The sequence below is a fragment of the Methanotorris formicicus Mc-S-70 genome, from assembly GCF_000243455.1.
GTDB classification, from domain to species: Archaea; AGJL01; Methanococci; order Methanococcales; family Methanococcaceae; genus Methanotorris; species Methanotorris formicicus.
The window spans coordinates 1-21596 of the sequence record NZ_AGJL01000025.1 but is presented as its reverse complement, the minus strand read 5'-3'; the positions used below and the strand labels follow the sequence as shown (position 1 = coordinate 21596).

Genomic DNA, 21596 nt, shown 5'->3' with positions numbered 1-21596 from the left:
TTATCCATGATTTATTGAAATTAGAATTATTCCAATGAGTATTAGGCATATGCCCATTATTTGGTTTGTAGTCAGTTGCTCCCTTAAAAACACAACTGCCAAGATTGCTGTTATAGAGGGGCCTATTGAGGATAGTGGAACAACTATACTCGCCTTGCCTTTATATAATCCATAGTATAAAAGAAGAGAACCCAAAACAACCATTATTGCTGAAGATACTGCATAAATCAATGTCTTCCATTCAAAAACTTGCAATTTTTGATGATATTTTGTAAGTATGATAATACACAATATTATACCCACTATATTAACCACTATCCATTGGAATATGGGGTCTTTTTCACATACGATTTTTGCCAAAAATGTCCCAATTCCAAAAAACAATGCTGTCAATAATCCAATAATAATCCCTATATTAATAATCCCACCTTATTTATAGATTCCTTGCAAAATCTTTTAGATATTCCTTAAACCCATCTATATTCTCAACACCCAACTCCACATTTGCCTTTAACCACCCCAACAAATCTCCAATATCATATCTCTTACACTTAATTTCAACACCCAATAGTTCTTCTTCCTCCAACAATAACCTCATAGCATCAGTTATCTGTATTTCCCCCCCTCTTCCTGGAGGAGTTCTTTTTAGACATTCAAATATCTTTGGAGATAACAGATAGGCTCCAGTGATTATTAGGTTTGACGGTGCTTTATCTACTGGAGGTTTTTCCACCAAATCTGTTATTTTATATACTCCATCATCAATCTCTTCCCCTTTTATAACCCCATATTTAGGAACTTCCTCCATTGGAACCCTCTCCAATGCGATAACTGAACATCCATACTTTTCATGAACCTTAATCAAATCTTTAACTATATTTTCAGAGTATATAGTATCTCCAACCATTGCTATGAAGTATTCATCCCCAACAAATCCTTCTCCACATAAAATAGCATCTCCCAAACCTTTCTGCTCCTTCTGTCTCACATAGAATATGTTTGCTAAATTATCTATCTCTCTAACAGTATTTAACAAACGTATTTTTCCATCCCTTCTTAACCTCTCCTCAAGTTCAAAATTCTTATCAAAGTGGTTTACAATTGCCTGCTTTCCCTTACCAATTACCATCAATATGTTCCTAACCTCTGCATCAATTAGGTTTTCAACAACGTACTGAATTATTGGCTTTCCAACAACTGGAAGCATTTCTTTTGGTTGAGCCTTTGTTATTGGCAACAGCCTTGTTCCAAAGCCCGCTACAGGAATTACTGCCTTCTTTACCATCGTTATCCCCCATTAAATTTTCCATCCTTTCTTTTTTAATACCATATCATATTTGTAGTCGTTTATTTCAAGTTCCTCCTGCAACAAACCTATGTTGTAGTATATAGTTAATAGCAATTCCAGAGGAGTTCCAACGATTTTATAGTTATTAACCAAATCAAAATCAGCATTTAAACAAATTACTGCTTCATCATCATTATCATGCAAAAACCATCCATGGTATGCTTCCATATCACTTAAACCAGCAGAAAGTTTGCCAAATATCTCCCTAACTTTTAAAGCACACATGCACGCTATAGGGTATGTTGATTCATTCCCTATAAATATTATGTTTGGTTTTCTGAGTAAATACTTTAAAAGCCCATCTTCCCTAAATTTATAATCTTGCCTATCAACCCAATAAATCATCGCTGAGTACGTTGAGACATTATAAAATGGAGGTTCTTTTACTGATGGAAGAACGATAGTTTCTTTTGCATATTTTTTTGCTGGAGCATCTTCATTGCATGTTATTAAAACCACATCATCGAAGTATTTACAAATCCCTATGGAATCTTTACTTCCAGATGCAGAGATTACGCAAACCCCCTCATCTTTTTTTAATGATTTGTAGTATGTTGGTTCTATTGCATAACCATTTAACTTATTTGCGTAATATTTAGCCACTTGGAATGCATTTCCGTTTCCAATAAATGCACGGTTTTTTAAATTCTCTATCGTTTCTTCACTTGGTTCTTTAATACTTTTTAATACATCTATGGACTTTTCAACATAGTATGAGAGTGATTCCATTATACCCCCCTTTAAATAATAATAAAGCAAAATTTAATTTGTAGTAATTATTTTTTTAAATAGGTGGTATATAAAAGTTTTTTATTTATCAAGGTCATATACTTGAAATTAAAAAAATAAAACAACAATTAATTTTAATTTTCCAATATATAGAAAAATAAAAAAAGAAAAAATTAATCAAACTTCTCCAAGGCATCTTCAGCAGCAAGTGCCAATGGCTCGTTTACCATTGAAACTGGTGGAGCATAGCAGAACTCCATATTTGCCAATTCATCAACCCTAACTCCTTTAAATATTGCTATAGACATGGCGTCAATTCTTTCAGCGACTCTCTCTCCACCAACAATTTGACATCCAACAACATTTCCATTTTTGTCAAAAATCATCTTAATTTCTATTGGTTTTCCTCCCGGGTAGTATCTTGCCCTTGTTAATGCCTTGCATCTTCCAACAATAACAGAAATTCCATTTTGGTTTGCAGATAGTGCACTTAAACCAACCCCTCCAAGTTCCAAACCCCCAATCTTTGAAACCATTGCATTTAAAACAGGACTAAACTCTGCTTTTATTCCAACTATGTTCTTTGCTGCAACTTTTCCTTGCCTTACTGCAGTAGTTCCAAATGGAGACAATGTTACCTGTTTTGTTACAAAATCAACAACCTCAACACAATCCCCAACGGCATAGATATTTGGAATGGAAGTTTGCATCCTCTCATTGACTTTTATTGCCCATCTCCCTATCTCACATCCTGCCTTTTTAGCCAATTCGATATTTGGTCTTACACCAGTTGCCATAATAACCATATCTGCTTCAATAATCTTATTGCCAACAACAACGCCTTCAACTTTATCCTTACCAACGATCTTCTCAACTGGCTTGTTTAAAATAATTTTTACGCCCTCTTTTTCCAAATATTCCTTAACCTTCTCAGCCATATCGGGATCCAAGGCTCTCGGTAATATCTGCGGAGCCATCTCTACAACTGTAACGTCTAAACCCCTCTTTTTGAATGCATAAGCCATCTCTAATCCAATTGCTCCCGCTCCTGCAACAACAACACTCTTTGATTTCTTTGCATATTCATCAATTTTCATCCCATCTTCAACAGTTCTAACTGTAAAGACTCCTTCCAAATCTTTCCCCTCAATTGGTGGAACAAATGGCGTTCCTCCTGTTGCAAGAACAAGGTAATCATAATCTAATTCAAACTTCTCCCCATCCTTCTCATAAACAACCTTATTTTCCTTTGAATTTACATCAACAACCTTTGCTTCTGTTATAATATCAATATTTCTTTCTTTTTTGTAATCCTCTGGTGTATGCATTATTATATCTTCAAATGACTTTATCTCTCCCTCAATAACATAAGGTATTGCACATGGTGAATATGCAACATACTTATCCATTGTAATTACAACAACTTCCATATCCTTGTCATATTTCCTTATTGTTGATGCCGTTGTTAGTCCTCCTGCTCCACTACCAATTATTATTGTCCTCATTTGTTCACCTTTATTCTTTTTTAATGAAATTTTAAGAAAGATGAATGAGATTATTTTTCTAACTCGCTAATATCCCTACATACACAAAACTCACATAGTGAATATTCATTTTTTTGCTTACTTTTAACTGGGCAGTAATAAGTATTTCCCTTTTTTATAATTTTCTTTTTTCCGGGAAATACTAAATTTTCAGGATGGATCGGCTTTTTCACGATAAAAATTAAATATGGGGCTATAATCTTAGACAACCTTATAAACGCATTTTCATTTTCACTGTTCATTTTCTTAAAACTTTCTATCCTGCCAATCAATCTTTTTAACTTTTCTTCATCAATTTCATAAGATTCAATTGAACTTTCATCTTTATTCTTAATCTCATTTAAAATGTTATAAAAATACATTCCAAGTGATTCTAAAAATTCGTTTCTATATTGGGGGGGAAGATATTTTGCATCGTTCTCCATGAAACATCTTGCCTTCATCATGTCAAATATACTAAATTCCCTTGCCTCTTTTTTTAGTTTTTTGAATAACTCCTTACTGTCCATAAAACTCCCTTTATCCAAAGATTCTTTCAATTGCAAATCCAACCAATGTAACTAAAACCCCACCAATAACCATCTTTAGTCCAGCGATTACAAGATTTTCTCTTGATATTCTTCCAATGAATATTCCAAGTGCAAATAATATTGCAAGCGTTATTACTATAGCAACAATTACTGCCATTTTTGGATTGAATACAAAGAATGGCACAACTGGAAGCATAGAACCAAGCATGGTTGATATTCCATCCACAAATCCACATACTATTGTTTCATGTACTGCCTTTTTGTAAAATACCGTCTTTTTTAAATATCCATTTTCTTTTAGTAAAGATTTTTCTTGTATTTCCCTCTCTCTTTCCAAGGATGCCTTTTCAGCAGTCAAGGCACCAAGCACATTTGAGAGACCATTTGCAATACCTCCACCAATACCAGCGGCGATGATTAATGAAGAATCTCCCCCACTTGCTCCAATAACAACGCCTAAAGTGGATAACGAACCATCTATAATCCCTCTAACAACATATCTAAGTTTTGTTTCATTTAATTCAAATTTAAATTCTTTAAATATCTTAGAAATCCGCGACAGTGGGGATTGCTCATCGTCGTTGCTCAATTCCACCAACCCTCCTAAGTTATAAATTTTTAAATTTTTTATTAATTTTAATAATAATCCGGAATATAATATTTAACAGAGTTTTTTATAATTTTCCTATTTAATTCATATATTAGAATTTATGGTTACTTTTTGAATCCATATTCACGAGATGCAGAATCAACAGATACTTTTCCATTTTCCATATCCTCTAAAATCAAATCCATATCTCTTTGGTTTGGGGAGCCGTAGCCTCCACCACCAGGTGTGTTTATAACAACAACATCTCCGCTATTTAACGTTACTGTATCCTTTCCAGATAGTGGGATTTTTTTATCCTCCCTAATAATATAATGCTCCCCTGGAGAGCCATTACAACCGCCATTAACTCCCCAAGGAGGGATTTTTATCCTCTCAGCAATTAAAGATAACGTACAATCTGAAAGAACCTTATAAACTCTCCTTATCCCTAAACCGCCCCTATACCTTCCAGCGCCACCAGAATCTTTCCTTAAAGAATACTCAAGAATCAAAATTGGATATTCATTCTCTATAACCTCAATTGGAGTGTTTAATGTGTTTGTCATGTTTGCATGCACTCCATCAACACCATCCTTATTACATCTTCCTCCAAATCCTCCTCCAATGGTTTCATAAAATGCCCATCCTTTGCCTCCAATAACTACATTGTTCATACTTCCATTTGATGCTGCAGGAACCCTATCTGGGAAGATGTTGTATAATGTCTTAAAGATGACATCAACAATCCTTTGAGATGTCTCAACATTTCCAGCTGCTACAGGAACGGGTTTTTTTGGATTAACTATTGTTTCTTCTGGGGCAACTATATCAACAACCCTAAAAATACCATGGTTCATTGGCATCTCTGGGTCTATGATGGACTTTAATGCAAATGATGTTGATGCAACGGTAACTCCATAAACTGCATTCAGTGGGGCATCAATTTGCCTGTGGGTTCCAGTAAAATCAACCTTTATTTTACCTTTATTTATCTCAATCTTTGCATTTATATTTATCAATTTATCTTTATACTCGAGATAATCAACCCCCTCACAGGTGCATTGGATATCTTTAATCTTTGTTTTTAAGTAATTTTCAGCATAATCTAAACTCCTTCTCCAAGATTCAACAACATCCCTGCAAGTGTATTTATCCATCAACTCCAAAATCCTCTCAACACCAATATTTAATGAGGATATTTGGGCTTTTAAATCCCCAACTGTAAATTTTGGAACCCTTACATTGGACGTTATTAATTTTAGAAGTTCTTTGTTAAGTTCCCCATCCTCAACGAGTTTTGATGGAGGAATTATTAACCCCTCTTGGTAGAGTTCTTTTGCATCACTACTTATACTCCCTGGAACCTTTCCACCAACATCAACATGATGTGCCTTATTTGCAACATATCCTACTATATCATCATAAAATATTGGCTTTAAAAGAGTTATATCATTCAAATGCGTTCCTGCTATGTATGGATCGTTAACAATGATGACATCATTTTTTTCAATGTCTATACTTTCTCTGCTTAAATAATCAATGATATTCCTAACTCCAATAGCCATGCTTCCTAAATGCACTGGAATGTGTTCTGCTTGGGCAATTAACTCTCCGTTGGATGACAAAATAGCACAACTAAAATCCAACCTATCCTTAATATTTGGAGAATAACTTGTATTTCTTAAAACAATCCCCATCTCTTCTGCTATGTATGATGTGGAGTTCCTTATCACTTCAATAATAATTGCGTCCATTAGCATCACGGACTTACTTTATTAAAAAATTAATAGATGTCAAATTTGCAAATAACCAAAAATTTTAATTTACATACTTTTAATGATATTTATCTCTTCATCTAAATCTATCTCCCTAATATTTTTTACATTCATCTCTAAGTTATCTCTCTTTTTAACAACCCCTTCAAATACAAACTCCTCTCCTAAAAGTTCTTCCATTATGCCAATATCACAATTGATCAACTCATCTCTACTCTTTTTTGTTAGTTTTTCAACGTTTCTATTGTATAATCTGCATGTTATTGTTCCAGTTCCATCATCTACAACCAAAGTTAACGTCAAAACTTCATCTGGAACTACATCTCCACACTCTGGGCATGAGTAGATGTCATCAACAGCCACGACTTTCCTCCTACAATTTGGGCACAGGTACAGAATAAATCCTTGCTTTACATAATCCACTATAGATCCCCTAATCTCAACATTTTCCCCATCTTCAACATCAGCAATAAACTTCCTGTTTGATTTAATTGCTACACCCTCTGGATTTACAATTACCCTTCCAAATCTTCCTATGTTTAAATCAACATACTCCCCCCTCTCCCTAACATACCCATGGACAACCTTTACAACATCACCTTCTTTTATATCCAACTCTGCATTTTCATCCCACAAAACCAATCTAATTCTTCCAGTTTCGTCTTCAATAATAACATTTCTGACCTTACCTATGCCACCTTCCCTCTCAAATTCATTTATTTCAAATGCCCTATAAACCCTCCCAACTACTGTAATATCATCCCTATCAACATTTCCTTCAAGTATATCCCTTATTTTACAGAGATTCTCCTTATATTCCGGGGCAGATATACTCTCATCCTTCACAATTTCAGTTTCAGGAGTTGCTATTAAATCAACCCTTTGATATCCTTCCCTATCTACATATAATTTAACCTTACAGTTTGTAATCTTTACCAAATCTCCCTCATTTATACTATTCAATAAATTTGTCCTATCTCTCCAAAATGATATCCTAACCCTTCCAGTTTCATCCTCTAAGTAAAGTTCTTGAACCTCTGCAGTTGAATCTCCAAAGTCTATGGTTTTTTTACTGCCTATACTCATCACTCTACCCTTAACAGTTACAATTTCATTTTCATAATGTGGGAGATTTTCTATATCCACTTCTTTACTTATTGTTTTTTCTCCTTTTTCCAATATCGCTATGGAGTTTGCACTTGCCTCCAAACCATAAGGCCCCTCTCTAACATACCCCTCAACTCTTACATAATCCCCCCTGTTTATTTCAATATCCGACATGTCATCCCACAACGTAACCCTTATACTTCCTGTGTCATCCCTTAATATGAATGATTTTAATCTCCCTTTACTTCCATCCCTTCTATCAAATTCCCTAACCCCATAAGATGCCACAACTCCTCCTTCAAATTTACCTGTTGTATTTGGACTTAGTTCTGAAATTTTGTAGGTTTCTTTTATTTGTGGATACTTTTCTTCATCATAGTCTGTAAGTTTATATATTTTCGTATCTGCACTACTGTTTAATTCAATTCTATCCCTCCATTTTCTTGAGTATGCCTTTTCCACTTTAACAACATCTCCAACATTTAAATCTTCTGCCAACTCTACCTTATCATCCCATAATGTTAACCTTATAACCCCCGTATTGTCTGCTATTTCAATGGATCTCAACTTTCCCTCAGTTCCATCCTTTCTTTTAAATGTTCTAATTTCAGAGATGTTCATTATCCTCCCAGTTATCTCCACGTCTCTCTGTCCTTCTGTTATATCATTTATTGTAAATTCATACTCCTCTTCTTCCAAATCAAATTCAATCCCCATTTCTTTTGCAATTAATGAAATAGCACCTTCTTCATTCAACAATCCACCAAATTCTTCTATCTTTTCACTTACCATTTTATTTAATTCCTCTTCTGAAATTTTTGATAGTATTTTTTCCTTTAATTTATCTACATCCATTTTATTCACCAAATAACAAGCAATTCATAATATATCATTAAAATTTGTGTTTTATACTTGGAAGCACTCTATAATTTAACATATATAAATCTTTCTTAAGTACAAATTTGGTTTATTTGTATTATTACTAACTATTCTAATTGCAAAAAATAAAAAAATCTTATAGAAGTGATGCTACTTCCTTTGCCCAGTATGTTATTATAAAATCTGCCCCAGCCCTTTTTATACACAACAATGTTTCAAATATTGCACCTTCTCTATTCAACCATCCATTTCTTGCACCTGCTTCAACCATTGCGTATTCTCCACTAACACAATATCCGCCAATAGGGACATCAAACCTGTCCTTTGCCATCCTTATTATATCTAAATAAGGTAATGCAGGTTTTACAAGTATTAAATCTGCACCTTCCTCAATGTCCAATTTAATCTCCTTCATTGCCTCTCTTGCATTCCCAATGTCCATTTGATAACTCTTCCTATCCCCAAACTTTGGGGCACTCTCTGCTGCATCCCTAAATGGCCCGTAGAAGGATGATGCATATTTTGCCGCATAACTCATTATAGTAACATCATCAAATCCATGCTTTTCTAAGGTTTCTCTAATTGCCCTAACTCTCCCATCCATCATATCTGATGGGGCTACAATGTCAACTCCACTCTCTGCATAGGATAAAGCAATCTTACTCAAAATCTTCAACGTTTCATCGTTCAATATCTTTCCATCTCTAACAATTCCACAATGTCCGTGAGATGTGTATTCGCATAAGCAGACATCAGCAATAACCAAAAGTTCATCTCCTAACTCATCCTTAATGCATCTTATGGTTTTTTGGATAACTCCGTTTTTATCATAAGCAGATGATGCAACCTCATCTTTGTGCTTCGGAATCCCAAATAAAATAACCCCTGGAATGCCTAAATCGGCAATTTCTTTTGCTTCCTCAACAGATCCCTCTATACTAAACCTATATTGATTTGGCATTGATTGAATTTCCTTCTTTTCATTACCTTTCAAATTTTCATCTACAAATATCGGCATTATTAAGTCATTTTTTGTTAATGTTGTTTCTCTCACTAAATCTCTAATTTTTTGGTTTTTTCTCAATCTTCTTGGTCTGATTAACATTACAATCCCCTTAATCTCTTTTAACCCCCAAATCTTCAATTGTAACCAATGGGATTAATTCAACATCAACATTCTTTAAGTTCTCTTTTGCCCCTTCTAATCTATCAACAACAACAAATACCTTCTCCACAACTCCTCCATTTTCCCTAATTTCATTAACTGCCTTAATAACACTTCCACCAGTTGTGGTTACATCCTCAACCACTATAACCTTATCTCCTTTATTCAACTCCCCTTCAATTTTATTTTTAGTCCCATAGTCCTTTGGTTTTTTTCTAATTATCAATAAATCTTTATCAGTTTCTATGGACACCGCTGTTGCTATTGGAACCGAACCCAACTCAACACCAGCAACCTTAACATCCTCATCTTTTATATGCTCTTTTATAAGTTTTGCAATGCATTTTAACACTTTTGGATTTGTGGTTGCTTTTTTTATATCGATGTAGTAAGGACTCTTTTTTCCAGATGCTAAGATAAATTCTCCAAATTTTATACAACCAACCTCTTTTAAAAGTTCTATGAGTTCTTTTTTTAATCTATCCATTGACCTCACCATTATATTTATAATAAAGAAAAATAAAGAATAAAAAACCATAAGTATTATAGTATTAACAAAATTATAAAAAACTTGGTATAGGTGGTTGTATGGACATCAAAAAGTTGGAGGTCTTATTTTTTATATTTGTTCTTATGTCATTTTGTCATGCATTTCCCACAAATGCAGTAGTTGTAGCAAATAAAAATAGTATTGACTATAATTATGCAAAACTACTAATGGACAACATGTATTCAAACAAAAAAGTAACCGTTGATGGAAATCATGTAGATATAACAGATATAAAGGTTTATTACGCTCCAGCACATAACAAACTAATAATTGGTGAAAATGGGGAAACATTAACGATTGAATTTGAAAAAAACAAGGGTATAAAATATAAAAGTTTAGTTTATGAAAAAGAAATGAACTTTGAAAAGAATAAAGAGGTTGAATTATTTGGAAAATCATATAAGATATTAGACTATGATAAATATACCTTAATACTTGGGAAAGAAGTAAAAAATGTAACAACTAACGAATCATTTGAATATAAAAACTATAAAATTATCCTTAAGGCTGTAAGTTTTGATAATAATGAACTCATAGCGGATATATACAAAGACAATAAACTTATTGAAAGCCCTAAATTGAAAAAAAATGAATACCACCAAGTTAAAGACTCAGACATTGGAATCATATACAATGGAACTTATGAAAGTTTAAGAAAAATATATTTTAATTTTAGAATATTTGACGCCATAAAATTAGTTGATGGGGAGGGGTTTCCACTAAATAGGGATTTTATTGTTTATATTAGAGATAATAAAATTGAATTAGAGTGTAAATCTCCAGAAAAACTTCCAGAAAACTTCAAAATTATGAATTTTAATATATATGTTGATAGTATTGGAAACATAACCATATTTAGGGTAAAATCCACCAATAATTATGAAAAGGAAGTAGACGACATTCAATACCTTGGAGACGATATATGGGGAGTAAAAGAAGATAATGAAACATACGTATTCCATTGTAATAAAAAATACAAAAATGCAACATTTTACTTTGGATGTAAAGATGTTTTGGATGACGATAACTCCTTAAATGTAGATTCTGACTTAATACTAATTGGAGGACCAGTTTCAAATAAAATGACCAATCAAATAAAGGATAAGTTAAAGATAAAAATCGACAACAACAATCCAGGTAAAAATAGAGGAGTAATACAACTCATAAAAAATCCATACAATCCAAAATACAATATCCTTGTTCTTGCAGGTTCTGATAGAAATGGTACAAAAGCATGTGTTTTATCTGTGATTAATGGCATATATAGAAATCAAGATATCATGATAGTTGAATTGGATGGGGATAAAGTAAAGGTCATTAAATAAATCACTCATCCTCCAGATGAAACTTTTATAATTTTTATGTTGTCATTTTCCATTAGTCCGTCATCATCTAACAGGAATTCATCATTTCTCATGACTATAACATTTCTCAAATTCAATTTTTTCAACAAATCCCTAACTTTTGAACCTTTTTCAATTTCAATTACCCTCTCAACATCATCATATTTCACATAAATCTTCATGATATCCCTTTTGCAATTTTTAAACAAATTTAAGTTTGTAGTCATTTATAATGCAAACAATTATATTAAAAAAGGTATTATACAAATGTATAATAAATGACATCCAATAATAATGGTATATTAAATAATGGTGTTAGATATAAGCATGCAATACACCATTTACTCTAAAGGTGATAGTGATGATAAACATGGAAAATGTAAATAAAAACTTTGTAAATGAAGTTATTGAAACAGGAATTCCGGTTCCTGGAGAAGATGTTGTTAAATCTATTAAAGCATGCTACCAATGTGGAACTTGTACTGGAAGTTGCCCAAGTGGTAGAAGAACGGCATACAGAACAAGAAAAGTTCTCAGACAAGTTTTACTTGGATTGGATAGTGTTTTAGAGAGTGATGACATCTGGAGATGCACAACTTGCTATACATGCTATGAAAGATGTCCAAGGGATGTTAAAGTTACAGAAATCATTAAAACAGTAAGAAACCTTGCTGCTAAGAAGGGCTTTATGGCTCCTGCTCACAAAAAGACAGCATCACTTGTTTTAAGATTTGGTCATGCAGTTCCTGCAAACAAAGACACAGCAGAATTGAGGAAATCAATTGGATTAGCAGAGAAAGCACCAATTGCACAATTTAGCGAAAAGGATTTAGAAGAAATTAGAACACTCGTTAAAGAATTAGAATTTGATAAGTTAATTGGATTTAACTGGGAAAAGATGGATTTGGAATAAATAATAAAAAAATAAAAATATGGTGATATGATGAAATTTGCATTTTTCTTAGGGTGTATTATGCCAAACAGATACGCAGGAGTTGAAGCAGCGACAAAAACTGTAATGGAAAAACTTGGAGTTGAACTCGTTGATATGCCAGGAGCAAGTTGCTGTCCTGCTCCAGGGGTATTTGGTTCATTCGACCAAAAAACATGGCTTACATTGGCAGCAAGAAACCTCTGCATTGCTGAAGAACTTGGAGTTGACATAATAACCGTTTGTAATGGATGTTATGGTTCATTATTTGAGGCAGCACACTTATTGCATGACAACAAAGAGGCATTGGACCTTGTAAATGAAAAATTAGACAAAATTGGGAAGCAATACAAAGGAACCGTTCATGTAAGGCACTTTGCAGAGGTAATTTACAACGACATTGGTTTAGATAAGATTGCTGAGAATGTTGTAAGGCCATTAAACATAAATGTTGGAGTCCACTACGGATGCCACTTCTTAAAACCAACAGATGTTAAAGGGCTTGGTTCAGCAGAGAGACCAACAATGTTGGATGAGATTGTTGAGGCAACTGGAGCAAAATCTGTTGATTACAGAGACAAAATGATGTGCTGTGGAGCAGGAGGTGGAGTTAGAGCAAGAGAATTAACACTTGCATTAGATATGACAAAAGAAAAACTTGAAAATATGGTTAAAGCAGGGGCTGATTGTGTAGTTAACGTCTGTCCATTCTGCCACTTACAATTTGATAGAGGGCAGATTGAGATAAAGGAGAAGTTTGGAGTTGAATTTGGGTTTCCTGTTTTACACTTGAGCCAGTTGTTAGGTTTGGCATTTGGGATGGAAGCAAAAGATGTTGCAGTTAATGTCCACTTCATTCCAGTAGATCCATTGTTGAAAAAACTTGGATTGGAGTAAATTTCTTCTATTTTTTATTTCGCTCATCTTACCTTTAGGAGAGATGTTTTACATAAAAAGATTTCTAATCATTTAACAGTTAATCACGCATCGAGGGAATACTCTAACGGAATATAACTGCGAATGCTTCCATTCGATAATCAAACCTTATCTAAGAAAACATCGAGGCATTAGTCGAAAAAATCTCCACCCATATGTAAACTTCTATACATTTATATACAACTATAAATCGAATTGGTTCTCTGAATTACTTATAATCATGTTAGGTAATGATACTTGAAGATGAGCGTTTTTATTTTTATTTTTGATTAATATATTAATAAAAGCAAATAAATAAATATATGGATAAATGCAGATGCAATAGATATCAATAAATATCTGTTCCATGAAAAATTTAAAAATATGAAAAATAAAAATTTAAATTACGTATTTTGTGGGACATAAAAAGCAGAAAATTTGGCGAGATGGGAAAATGATTCAAATAACAGTCATCCAAATAGACAACTATGGACCATGGACTGTCACACCACAACCAAGAAGAGAAAGTGATTTACAGGCACTACAAGCAAGGTTGTATGCTGATTTAAACCTTATGTTTGGGATGCATAAGGGGCTTGTGTTTTACACAAGGTTTGACAACCTAATAGCAATAACAAATGGGATTGATCTATTAACCCACCAAAAAATCCAAGATAGCATAAAAAACAGGTATCCAATAACGATAAGCATGGCAATAGCATCAAGTAAAACACCCTACAAGGCACAAAAATTGGCAACAAAAAAACTTCAAGAACACGGTAGTGCTCAGGATGAGGGTAGGAGAGAAGTTTTAGATGTTGCAAATGAATTGGTTATGGATGGTTATGTCCAATTGGCACATATTGATATAAACAACATCACCGAAAGATTAACGGATTTGGAATCTGCCTATGACACTTATATTAATGTTAATAAGGTAAAGTTGATGTTGATGGAAGAGTTGAAAAAATATGATGCCATGTTATTCTTTATTGGTGGAGATAACTTCATGTGCCCATGTAATGGGATGAGTGAGGATGATTTTTTAAGTGTTTTTGAAAAAATAAAAGAAAAATGTGGAGTTGAATTAAAGGCAGGAATCGGTATTGGGAAGACGGCTGAAGATGCATCCAATTTGGCAGATATTGGATTAGAACTTATAAGAGCAGGGAAAACAGGAAGGCAAGTTTGCACTTTAAAGCAGGAGGGGTGTGAGATCTTATCACCCCTACAAAAGCGACAAATTATAACGGATTAATTTAAACATCACTTTATCTAATTTGGTGGAATTCATGGGGAAGGATGAGAAAATTGAAAAAATCAGAAGTTTAAATAAAAAAATAATCCTTGCTCCAATGGCAGGAATAACTGATGGGGATTTTTGCAGAAAATTTAAAGGTTTGTTTGGAATTGTAACCATTGGGGCATATAGTTTGGATGAAGACACATTAAATGCAAGTAGGGATATTGTTAAAAGAGGTAGGGAGGAATTCATTTATAATTTGGAGGATTTTGGAGACATTATTAGGAATGAGATAAATAAAGCGAAGGAAAGTGATGCCTTAGTTTCTGTAAATGTTAGGTTTAAAAATTTAGATGAGAGTTTGGAGAGATTGGAAATAATATCAAAACATGCCGACATCATTGAGTTAAATTGTCATTGTAGGCAAAAGGAAATAACCAATTTAGGAATTGGACAGGAACTTTTAAAAAATAAGGAGTTATTGAAGAGTTATCTCATTGGGGTGAAAGATTTAGACACTCCAATATTTTTGAAGGTAAGGGCTAATTTTGTTGGGTTGTATGAGTTGATAAAAACCTTAAACTACACAAAGGATTATTTTGATGGGATTCATGTTGATTGCTTCAATCCAGGAAAGGATTATGCAGATATGGAAGCATTAAAAGAGATAAGCAAAAATTTCCCTGACAAGATTATTATTGGAAATAACTCGGTAAATTCTATTGAAGATGCAAAAAATATGCTAAAATATGCTGATTTTGTGTCTGTTGCAAGGTGTGTTTTAAGGGGAGATGTTGAGTGGATTAAAGAGTTTAATACTATGGAAATGTAACTTATTTTTTTAAACATAAAGATTTACATATCCAAAATTCTTCAAATTTTTAGTATATATTTTTTACTTAATTAAATGAGGGAATATTATGAAAAAATGGATAGGGGCATTATTACTTTCTTTGGTTGTAGCACTATCGGGCTGTATAAATGAGAGTTCAAGTGAAGGAGAAATCCAAAATTATGGAGACGTTTTATCTTTGGATAATGCAAACTTAGAAAAATCAGTTGTAAGAAGTGGGGGTATTGTATTTTACACAATTAAGTGATGCTTCAAAAAACCAACATATAAAATTTCAAATAGAAAGTGATAAACCAATTACTGTATATGTAGTTCCATCAAAGAATGAATTTAATGCCTTACAAAATGGAAAAGAATTCTACTATTTCCCCGAACTTTCAAGGCAGGATATACTGTCATTTATTGGGGAAGGAATAGTTCCACCAACATCTTATATTGTGATAATAAATAATGGAGAAGAAGATGCACAGGTATCGTTTAAATTCGTCTCTGTAGATACTGATGAAAATGCATTAAGTCCTATAAAATCGTCTCCTTTACAATTTAATGAAAAATCTCAGAATAATGTTGAAGTTGCCAATTTAGAAATTTCAACAACCTATTATGAACCTTATCCATTGGCATTTTACAATGTATTTTATGAACTTGGAGAGCCAGACATAACATTTAAAATAACCAATAATGGAGAAAATCCAATAACAATAAGATTAATATCAGAATATCAAGGATACAGCAATAAAGCAATAACAACAGAAACAATAATGCCCGGAGAAACAAAAGAAATTAACCAAACAATACCATTAATAAAAGACAAAATAAAACAAATAAAAACAAAAACAAAATTCAGTTTGCATTATAAAATTGAATATGATGATAATGGAGAATGGAAAACTTATGATGAGCAAACTGAAATGATCGACGTTTATCCAATGGATACAATGGTTTGGGCAGTTAAGGATGATAAAGGAAATTATAATTCAATAAATGAATACATAGCAGTTTTTGTAACACCAAAAGATGATGCAATAATGGAATTGTTAAGCAAAGCAAAAGAAAGACATCCTGAAAAATCATTAAGTGGCTATCAAGATAAGGATGTTAATTCACAAATAAAAGCAATATATGATGCCCTAAAATATGATTATAGAGTAAGTTATGTAGATGTATCCAATGCTTATGGGAAAGATTATGTTCAAAAAGTAAGGCTGCCAAAAGAAACATTAAAACTAAAATCTGCAAATTGTATAGATGGTTCAGTAGTATTTGCTTCTGCTATTGAGGCATTAGGAATGCATCCCTATATTGTTTTACTTTCAGACCATGCATTTGTGGCATGGGATGTTGATGGAAGTGGAAACTATATTGAAGCATTAGAAACTACAATGGTTGGAAATGCAGATTTTGAAGATGCGTTACGTTATGGAAATGAGGAACTTGAAGCAAATTGGGATGCTTTAACCGATGATGACCCATGGAACGGACAAATAATTGATATAAAAGAGTGTAGAGAACTGGGAATCTTGCCAATGGAATAATCCTTAATCTTTTTTATTTTTTCTTTATTTTTCCTTCAATATTTTTGATAAAACCCTTATTATGTCCCCATCAGAAATTATACCAATCAATTTTCCCTCCTCATCAACAACAGGCAATTGATTTATGATTTCTTTACTATTTCCATAAACATCCATCTTTTTTATTGCATCAGCAATGGATTCCTCTGGTGTTATTGTTATAACCTCCTTTGTCATAACATCCCCAACAGTGGTTTCAAGTGTATATCTATCAATAATTAAGTTGTATCCTATGTCAGTCGTTGTCATAATGCCTATAACCTTTTTATTTTCATCAACCACTGGAAGACAACTTATCTTATTTTTTAGGAGGATTTCAAAAGCACCTATAACATTATCCTTCGGTGATGCATATATAACATCAGTTGTCATAATGTCCTTAACTTTTATTTTTTTCAGGTTCTCCATTTTTTATTACCTCCAACCCAATTATCAACTTAACAACATTTATTTCTAAATAACATTACAGTATTATTTAAAATTTATTAAATGAATTGGAGCCATTATCATGCTTCTTATTGTCAATATAGAACGTAATTAGCCCATTAAACAATAACTACAATTTTAGGAAGAGTTGAATTCAGTTGTAGGTAGATTACAAAACAATTCATTAGTTTATAAAATTTTAGGGGAATTTATTTTTCTATTTTGAGAGTTTTGAAAGAAGGATAATTATTATTAAATTTTCAAAAAACATGCTATGTCCCCAATTTGAGTCATAATCTCTTATAACACCAAAAGTTATATCGTTTGCAAACCATTAATTATTTATGCTATATAGGTTTAGTTTTAATTGGTTTAATTTTGTTATTTTTATAATTCATAACCCATATACTTATGGTGATGATATGGCAGAAAATCTATTTGAAGAATTTAAAGAACATTCAGTAGCAGAATTTTTTAGAAAAAATAGGCATATGCTTGGATACAGTGGAAAATTAAGAAGTATGACCACAATTATCCATGAATTAGTAACGAATAGTTTAGATGCATGTGAAGAGGCAGAGATTTTACCAGATATTAAAGTAGAAATAGAGAAGTTAGGAACTGACCACTACAAGGTTACTGTTGAAGATAACGGTCCCGGAATTCCACCTGAGTTTGTTCCAAAGGTTTTTGGGAAAATGCTCGCTGGTTCTAAGATGCACAGGCTTGTCCAATCAAGAGGACAACAGGGTATAGGGGCAGCAGGGGTTTTGTTGTTTGCTCAAATGACCACAGGGAAACCATTAAAAATCATAACTTCAACTGGAGATGGCATAATCCACGAAATGGAAATAAAGATGAGTGTTGAAAAAAACGAAGGTGAAGTTGTATCTCACAAAACAAGACCTGGAAATTGGAGAGGAACTAGGGTTGGGGGAGAATTCAAGGAGGTCACTTACAACAGGGGAGAATATGGACCTTATGAATACTTAAGAAGAATTAGTTTAGCAACTCCACATGCAAAGATAACATTAAAAGACCCAGAGGATACCATAGTATTTGATAGAGTATCCCATGAAATCCCAAAAAGACCAGAAGAGATGAAACCACATCCACATGGTTTAACACCTGATGAATTCCTCTATATATCAAGAAAAACTCAGGCAAAAAGAGTTTCAAGTATGCTTGTTCAAGAACTCTCAAGATTCTCATCTAAAAGAATTAAAGACTTAGAAAATTACATGTTGAGGGATAAATTATTGGAAAATTACAGAAACAGCGTATTTTGGAGTATTGTAGTAGATTGTTACTTAAATATCAATATTGATGACTATATTGAAAAGTTTAAAGAATATATTGACGATGAAGAAATAAAGCAATTAAAAGATGTTATAAACTTCCTACCAGAAAGTTTGGATGAACTTAAAAGGTTTGTTTTAAAGTATATGATAATGGAGTATCTGTTTAACAAATTTGATGAAGGGAAGATAAAGGAGATAAAACACCATTTCAAGAAAAAGCCGGAAAACTTCATAGATTATGCAGAGAAGAATTTCCTATCTGCATCTACTATGGAGGAATTTAGAAAGAAATTAAAAAATATAACAAAATCACCAGAAGAGTTTGTAAATGCATTAAAAGAAAAAGGAATGATTTCAGATGAAGAATTGGAAAAATTCAAAGGGGAAATTAAAAATATATTGTCAAAGAACCCTAAAGAATTGGGTTGGGAAGATGCAGAAATTATTGTAAGATGCCTCCAAGATATGGACTTCATAGCACCTTCAACAAGTGGTCTAAGACCTATAGGAGCAGAGAATATTGAAAAATCCCTCGAGTCCCTACTAAACCCCAACTTTGTTAAGGCAATAACGAGAAATCCAAAAACCTACAAAGGAGGAATTCCTTTCGCTGTTGAAGTAGCGATAGCGTATGGTGGGGAATCCGGAAGGCAGTCTGATGAAGGTAGAAAAATGGAGATTATGAGATTCGCAAACCATGTCCCTCTATTGTTTGACACAGGCGGGTGTGGATTAACCAAGGCAGTTAAAAGTATTAATTGGAAGAGATATGGACTTAGGGGAGAGGACATACCAATGACAGTATTTATTAACCTAATCTCTACACACGTCCCATACACTTCTGCTGGAAAACAGGCAGTAGCGTGTAGTGAAAATGAAAATGAAGAGATATTTAATGAAATAAGGCAGGCGTTGATGATTTGCGGTAGGGATTTGGAAAAGCATTTATCAAGGATTAGAAGAGAAATAGAAGAAGAGAAAAAGAAAAAATACGTTATGAAATATGTAAGAATATTTGCTGAAGCATTGGGAGGAATTTTAAATAAACCTGTTGATGATATTGAGGAAAAGGTTATCAAACTTTTAGAAGGATAAAAAAACCTTTTCTTTTAAATTTTCCCAGAGAGTTAAAAATATATATCACCTACTTAACAATTATTTGTATTGCACTATAGAACAATTTTGATTGTTTGTAAATTCTTTGTAATTATTCAACATTATTTCTTTTAAATTTGAAAATAAGTTATTAATCCTAAATTAAGGTTATTTGCAATATTCTACTTAATTATTTAGTAAAATGGGGATAGAATGCACAAAGAACAATTAATGGAATTACATCAATTTTTTGTTCATGTTGTTAGAGAATTACTTGATGACGATTGTTACGACTCTGAATACTTAAAAATTTATGAAAAGTTAGATATAAAACCCCACTACATCCATAAATTAAAAGTTGAACAAAGGGCAGCGATTTTTCTATTATCTGCAAGTATTGCAGAGTTTTTATATAAAAATGGTGAAAAAGTACCTGAAAATTTAGCCAGACGATTGTCAGAAAATGCCTTTAAGTATTTAAACAGTAAAAACAATAGGAATAATAAAATCAACAATAAAAAATTACAAAACTCAAAATAAATTATATATGATTTTGTAAAAATGTTAAATTTTGTTTTTATTGTTGTTTAGGTTATTCTAAAAATTGGGAGGTAAAATATGTTTGACCCAAAGAAGTTTATTGAGGAAAGCATAAAAGAAATAAAAGAGCAAATTGGAAACAGAAAGGCAATTATCGCACTGAGTGGAGGAGTAGATAGTTCAGTTGCAGCAGTGTTGACACATAAGGCAATTGGAGATAAACTTTTGGCAGTTTTTGTTGATACAGGATTGATGAGGAAGAAAGAGCCAGAAGAGGTTACAAAAATTTTCAGAGACCAACTGGGATTAAATTTCAAATGTATTGATGCAAAAGAGAGATTTTTAAATGAATTGAAGGGAGTTACTGACCCAGAAGAGAAGAGAAAGATTATTGGAAGGGTGTTTATTGAGGTTTTTGAGGAAGTTGCAAGGGAGAATGGAGAAGAAGTTTTAGTCCAAGGAACCATAGCACCAGATTGGATTGAAAGTGAAGGGAAGATAAAAACCCACCACAACATTGCACTGCCAGGAGGAATGGTTTTAGAGGTTGTAGAACCGTTGAGGGATTTATATAAGGATGAGGTTAGACTCTTAGCAAAAGAATTAGGATTGCCAGATAAAATCGTATATAGGCAACCATTTCCAGGCCCAGGTTTGGCAGTTAGAATTTTGGGAGAGATTACAGAGGAAAAATTAAACATCTGTAGGGAGGCAAATGCTATTGTTGAGGAAGAGATAGAAAAAGCAGGATTGGACAAGGATTTATGGCAATATTTCGCTGCAGTTTTGGATACAAAGGCAACTGGGGTTAAAGGAGATATTAGGGATTACAATTGGGTTGTTGCCTTAAGGTTTGTTAAATCCCTTGATGCAATGACTGCCCATGTCCCAGAACTCCCATGGGACGTTTTAAAAAGAATAAGCAAAAGAATAACATCAGAAATTCCAAATGTGGCAAGAGTTGTGTTAGATATAACAGACAAGCCACCAGCAACCATTGAATTCGAATGAAACTTTTTAAAACTGATAGTGTGTGTTGTACCCTGAAATTATTTCGCCATAATTTTTCATACGCTAATCACCTCCTTATCACACTCTACACCACAATAAACTTCATAAGGAGTTTTAAAATTAAGAGAACGATGTGGTTTTACTCGAT

General features: G+C 33.0%; 22 protein-coding genes. 10 read left to right on the top strand and 12 right to left on the bottom strand.

The window, feature by feature from the left end:
• From METFODRAFT_RS05435 to pyrE, 10 genes are all read right to left on the bottom strand, one after another.
• The gene (locus METFODRAFT_RS05435) at window positions 1-420 is read right to left on the bottom strand and encodes an EamA family transporter (RefSeq protein WP_048115627.1); all 420 of its coding nucleotides are present in this window, start codon (window positions 418-420) and stop codon (window positions 1-3) included.
• 13 nt (window positions 421-433) lie between these two features.
• Window positions 434-1285 (bottom strand): UTP--glucose-1-phosphate uridylyltransferase GalU, encoded by an 852-nt coding sequence (gene galU, locus METFODRAFT_RS05430; protein ID WP_007044552.1) that lies wholly within the window; start codon window positions 1283-1285, stop codon window positions 434-436.
• A 12-nt stretch (window positions 1286-1297) separates the two neighbouring features.
• A complete protein-coding gene (locus METFODRAFT_RS05425) occupies window positions 1298-2077 on the bottom strand; it encodes a hypothetical protein (protein WP_007044551.1) in 780 nt (259 codons plus the stop codon).
• Between the two features lie 173 nt (window positions 2078-2250).
• On the bottom strand, window positions 2251-3582 hold the full coding sequence (locus METFODRAFT_RS05420; RefSeq protein ID WP_007044550.1) for an FAD-dependent oxidoreductase: 1332 nt from the start codon (window positions 3580-3582) through the stop codon (window positions 2251-2253).
• A 50-nt stretch (window positions 3583-3632) separates the two neighbouring features.
• A complete protein-coding gene (locus METFODRAFT_RS05415; RefSeq protein ID WP_007044549.1) occupies window positions 3633-4130 on the bottom strand; it encodes a DUF2115 domain-containing protein in 498 nt (165 codons plus the stop codon).
• A gap of 10 nt (window positions 4131-4140) precedes the next feature.
• Window positions 4141-4740, bottom strand: coding sequence for a TIGR00267 family protein (locus METFODRAFT_RS05410; protein ID WP_007044548.1), 600 nt, complete (start codon window positions 4738-4740; stop codon window positions 4141-4143).
• A 125-nt stretch (window positions 4741-4865) separates the two neighbouring features.
• Window positions 4866-6494 (bottom strand): hydantoinase B/oxoprolinase family protein, encoded by a 1629-nt coding sequence (locus tag METFODRAFT_RS05405; RefSeq protein ID WP_007044547.1) that lies wholly within the window; start codon window positions 6492-6494, stop codon window positions 4866-4868.
• Window positions 6495-6563: 69 nt separating this feature from the next.
• Entirely contained in the window at window positions 6564-8477 is a 1914-nt protein-coding gene (locus METFODRAFT_RS05400) for an OB-fold nucleic acid binding domain-containing protein (protein ID WP_007044546.1), read from the bottom strand.
• A 160-nt stretch (window positions 8478-8637) separates the two neighbouring features.
• On the bottom strand, window positions 8638-9606 hold the full coding sequence (hemB, locus tag METFODRAFT_RS05395) for a porphobilinogen synthase (protein WP_007044545.1): 969 nt from the start codon (window positions 9604-9606) through the stop codon (window positions 8638-8640).
• A 10-nt stretch (window positions 9607-9616) separates the two neighbouring features.
• The gene (pyrE, locus tag METFODRAFT_RS05390) at window positions 9617-10153 is read right to left on the bottom strand and encodes an orotate phosphoribosyltransferase (protein ID WP_007044544.1); all 537 of its coding nucleotides are present in this window, start codon (window positions 10151-10153) and stop codon (window positions 9617-9619) included.
• A gap of 101 nt (window positions 10154-10254) precedes the next feature.
• On the opposite strand from pyrE, the gene METFODRAFT_RS05385 reads away from it, so the two are divergent.
• Window positions 10255-11541, top strand: coding sequence for an S-layer protein (locus tag METFODRAFT_RS05385; RefSeq protein ID WP_007044543.1), 1287 nt, complete (start codon window positions 10255-10257; stop codon window positions 11539-11541).
• A 5-nt stretch (window positions 11542-11546) separates the two neighbouring features.
• On the opposite strand, the gene METFODRAFT_RS05380 is transcribed toward METFODRAFT_RS05385, so the two are convergent.
• Window positions 11547-11741, bottom strand: coding sequence for a MoaD/ThiS family protein (locus tag METFODRAFT_RS05380; protein WP_007044542.1), 195 nt, complete (start codon window positions 11739-11741; stop codon window positions 11547-11549).
• A 179-nt stretch (window positions 11742-11920) separates the two neighbouring features.
• On the opposite strand from METFODRAFT_RS05380, the gene hdrC reads away from it, so the two are divergent.
• From hdrC to METFODRAFT_RS05355, 6 genes are all read left to right on the top strand, one after another.
• The gene (gene hdrC, locus METFODRAFT_RS05375) at window positions 11921-12472 is read left to right on the top strand and encodes a CoB--CoM heterodisulfide reductase subunit C (protein WP_007044541.1); all 552 of its coding nucleotides are present in this window, start codon (window positions 11921-11923) and stop codon (window positions 12470-12472) included.
• Window positions 12473-12502: 30 nt separating this feature from the next.
• Window positions 12503-13387, top strand: coding sequence for a CoB--CoM heterodisulfide reductase subunit B (hdrB, locus tag METFODRAFT_RS05370; RefSeq protein WP_007044540.1), 885 nt, complete (start codon window positions 12503-12505; stop codon window positions 13385-13387).
• Window positions 13388-13859: 472 nt separating this feature from the next.
• Entirely contained in the window at window positions 13860-14663 is an 804-nt protein-coding gene (locus METFODRAFT_RS05365; protein ID WP_007044539.1) for a GTP cyclohydrolase III, read from the top strand.
• Between the two features lie 34 nt (window positions 14664-14697).
• The gene (locus METFODRAFT_RS05360; RefSeq protein ID WP_007044538.1) at window positions 14698-15480 is read left to right on the top strand and encodes an MJ0144 family RNA dihydrouridine synthase-like protein; all 783 of its coding nucleotides are present in this window, start codon (window positions 14698-14700) and stop codon (window positions 15478-15480) included.
• Window positions 15481-15568: 88 nt separating this feature from the next.
• Entirely contained in the window at window positions 15569-15748 is a 180-nt protein-coding gene (locus METFODRAFT_RS10105) for a hypothetical protein (RefSeq protein WP_007044537.1), read from the top strand.
• Window positions 15717-17036: a hypothetical protein gene (locus METFODRAFT_RS05355; protein ID WP_007044536.1), complete on the top strand. Its 1320-nt coding sequence runs from the start codon at window positions 15717-15719 to the stop codon at window positions 17034-17036. Before METFODRAFT_RS10105 ends, METFODRAFT_RS05355 begins: the two co-directional genes overlap by 32 nt.
• 24 nt (window positions 17037-17060) lie before the next feature.
• On the opposite strand, the gene METFODRAFT_RS05350 is transcribed toward METFODRAFT_RS05355, so the two are convergent.
• Complete coding sequence (locus METFODRAFT_RS05350; protein WP_007044535.1) at window positions 17061-17483, bottom strand: CBS domain-containing protein; 423 nt, start codon at window positions 17481-17483, stop codon at window positions 17061-17063.
• Window positions 17484-17923: 440 nt separating this feature from the next.
• On the opposite strand from METFODRAFT_RS05350, the gene METFODRAFT_RS05345 reads away from it, so the two are divergent.
• From METFODRAFT_RS05345 to guaA, 3 genes are all read left to right on the top strand, one after another.
• Window positions 17924-19897 carry a DNA topoisomerase VI subunit B gene (locus tag METFODRAFT_RS05345; protein ID WP_048115626.1) on the top strand — a complete coding sequence of 658 codons (1974 nt, stop codon included), beginning with the start codon at window positions 17924-17926 and terminating at the stop codon, window positions 19895-19897.
• Between the two features lie 213 nt (window positions 19898-20110).
• A complete protein-coding gene (locus METFODRAFT_RS05340; protein WP_007044533.1) occupies window positions 20111-20437 on the top strand; it encodes a UPF0058 family protein in 327 nt (108 codons plus the stop codon).
• 78 nt (window positions 20438-20515) lie between these two features.
• Window positions 20516-21448: a glutamine-hydrolyzing GMP synthase gene (gene guaA, locus METFODRAFT_RS05335; protein WP_007044532.1), complete on the top strand. Its 933-nt coding sequence runs from the start codon at window positions 20516-20518 to the stop codon at window positions 21446-21448.
• The last annotated feature ends 148 nt before the right edge of the window (window positions 21449-21596 follow it).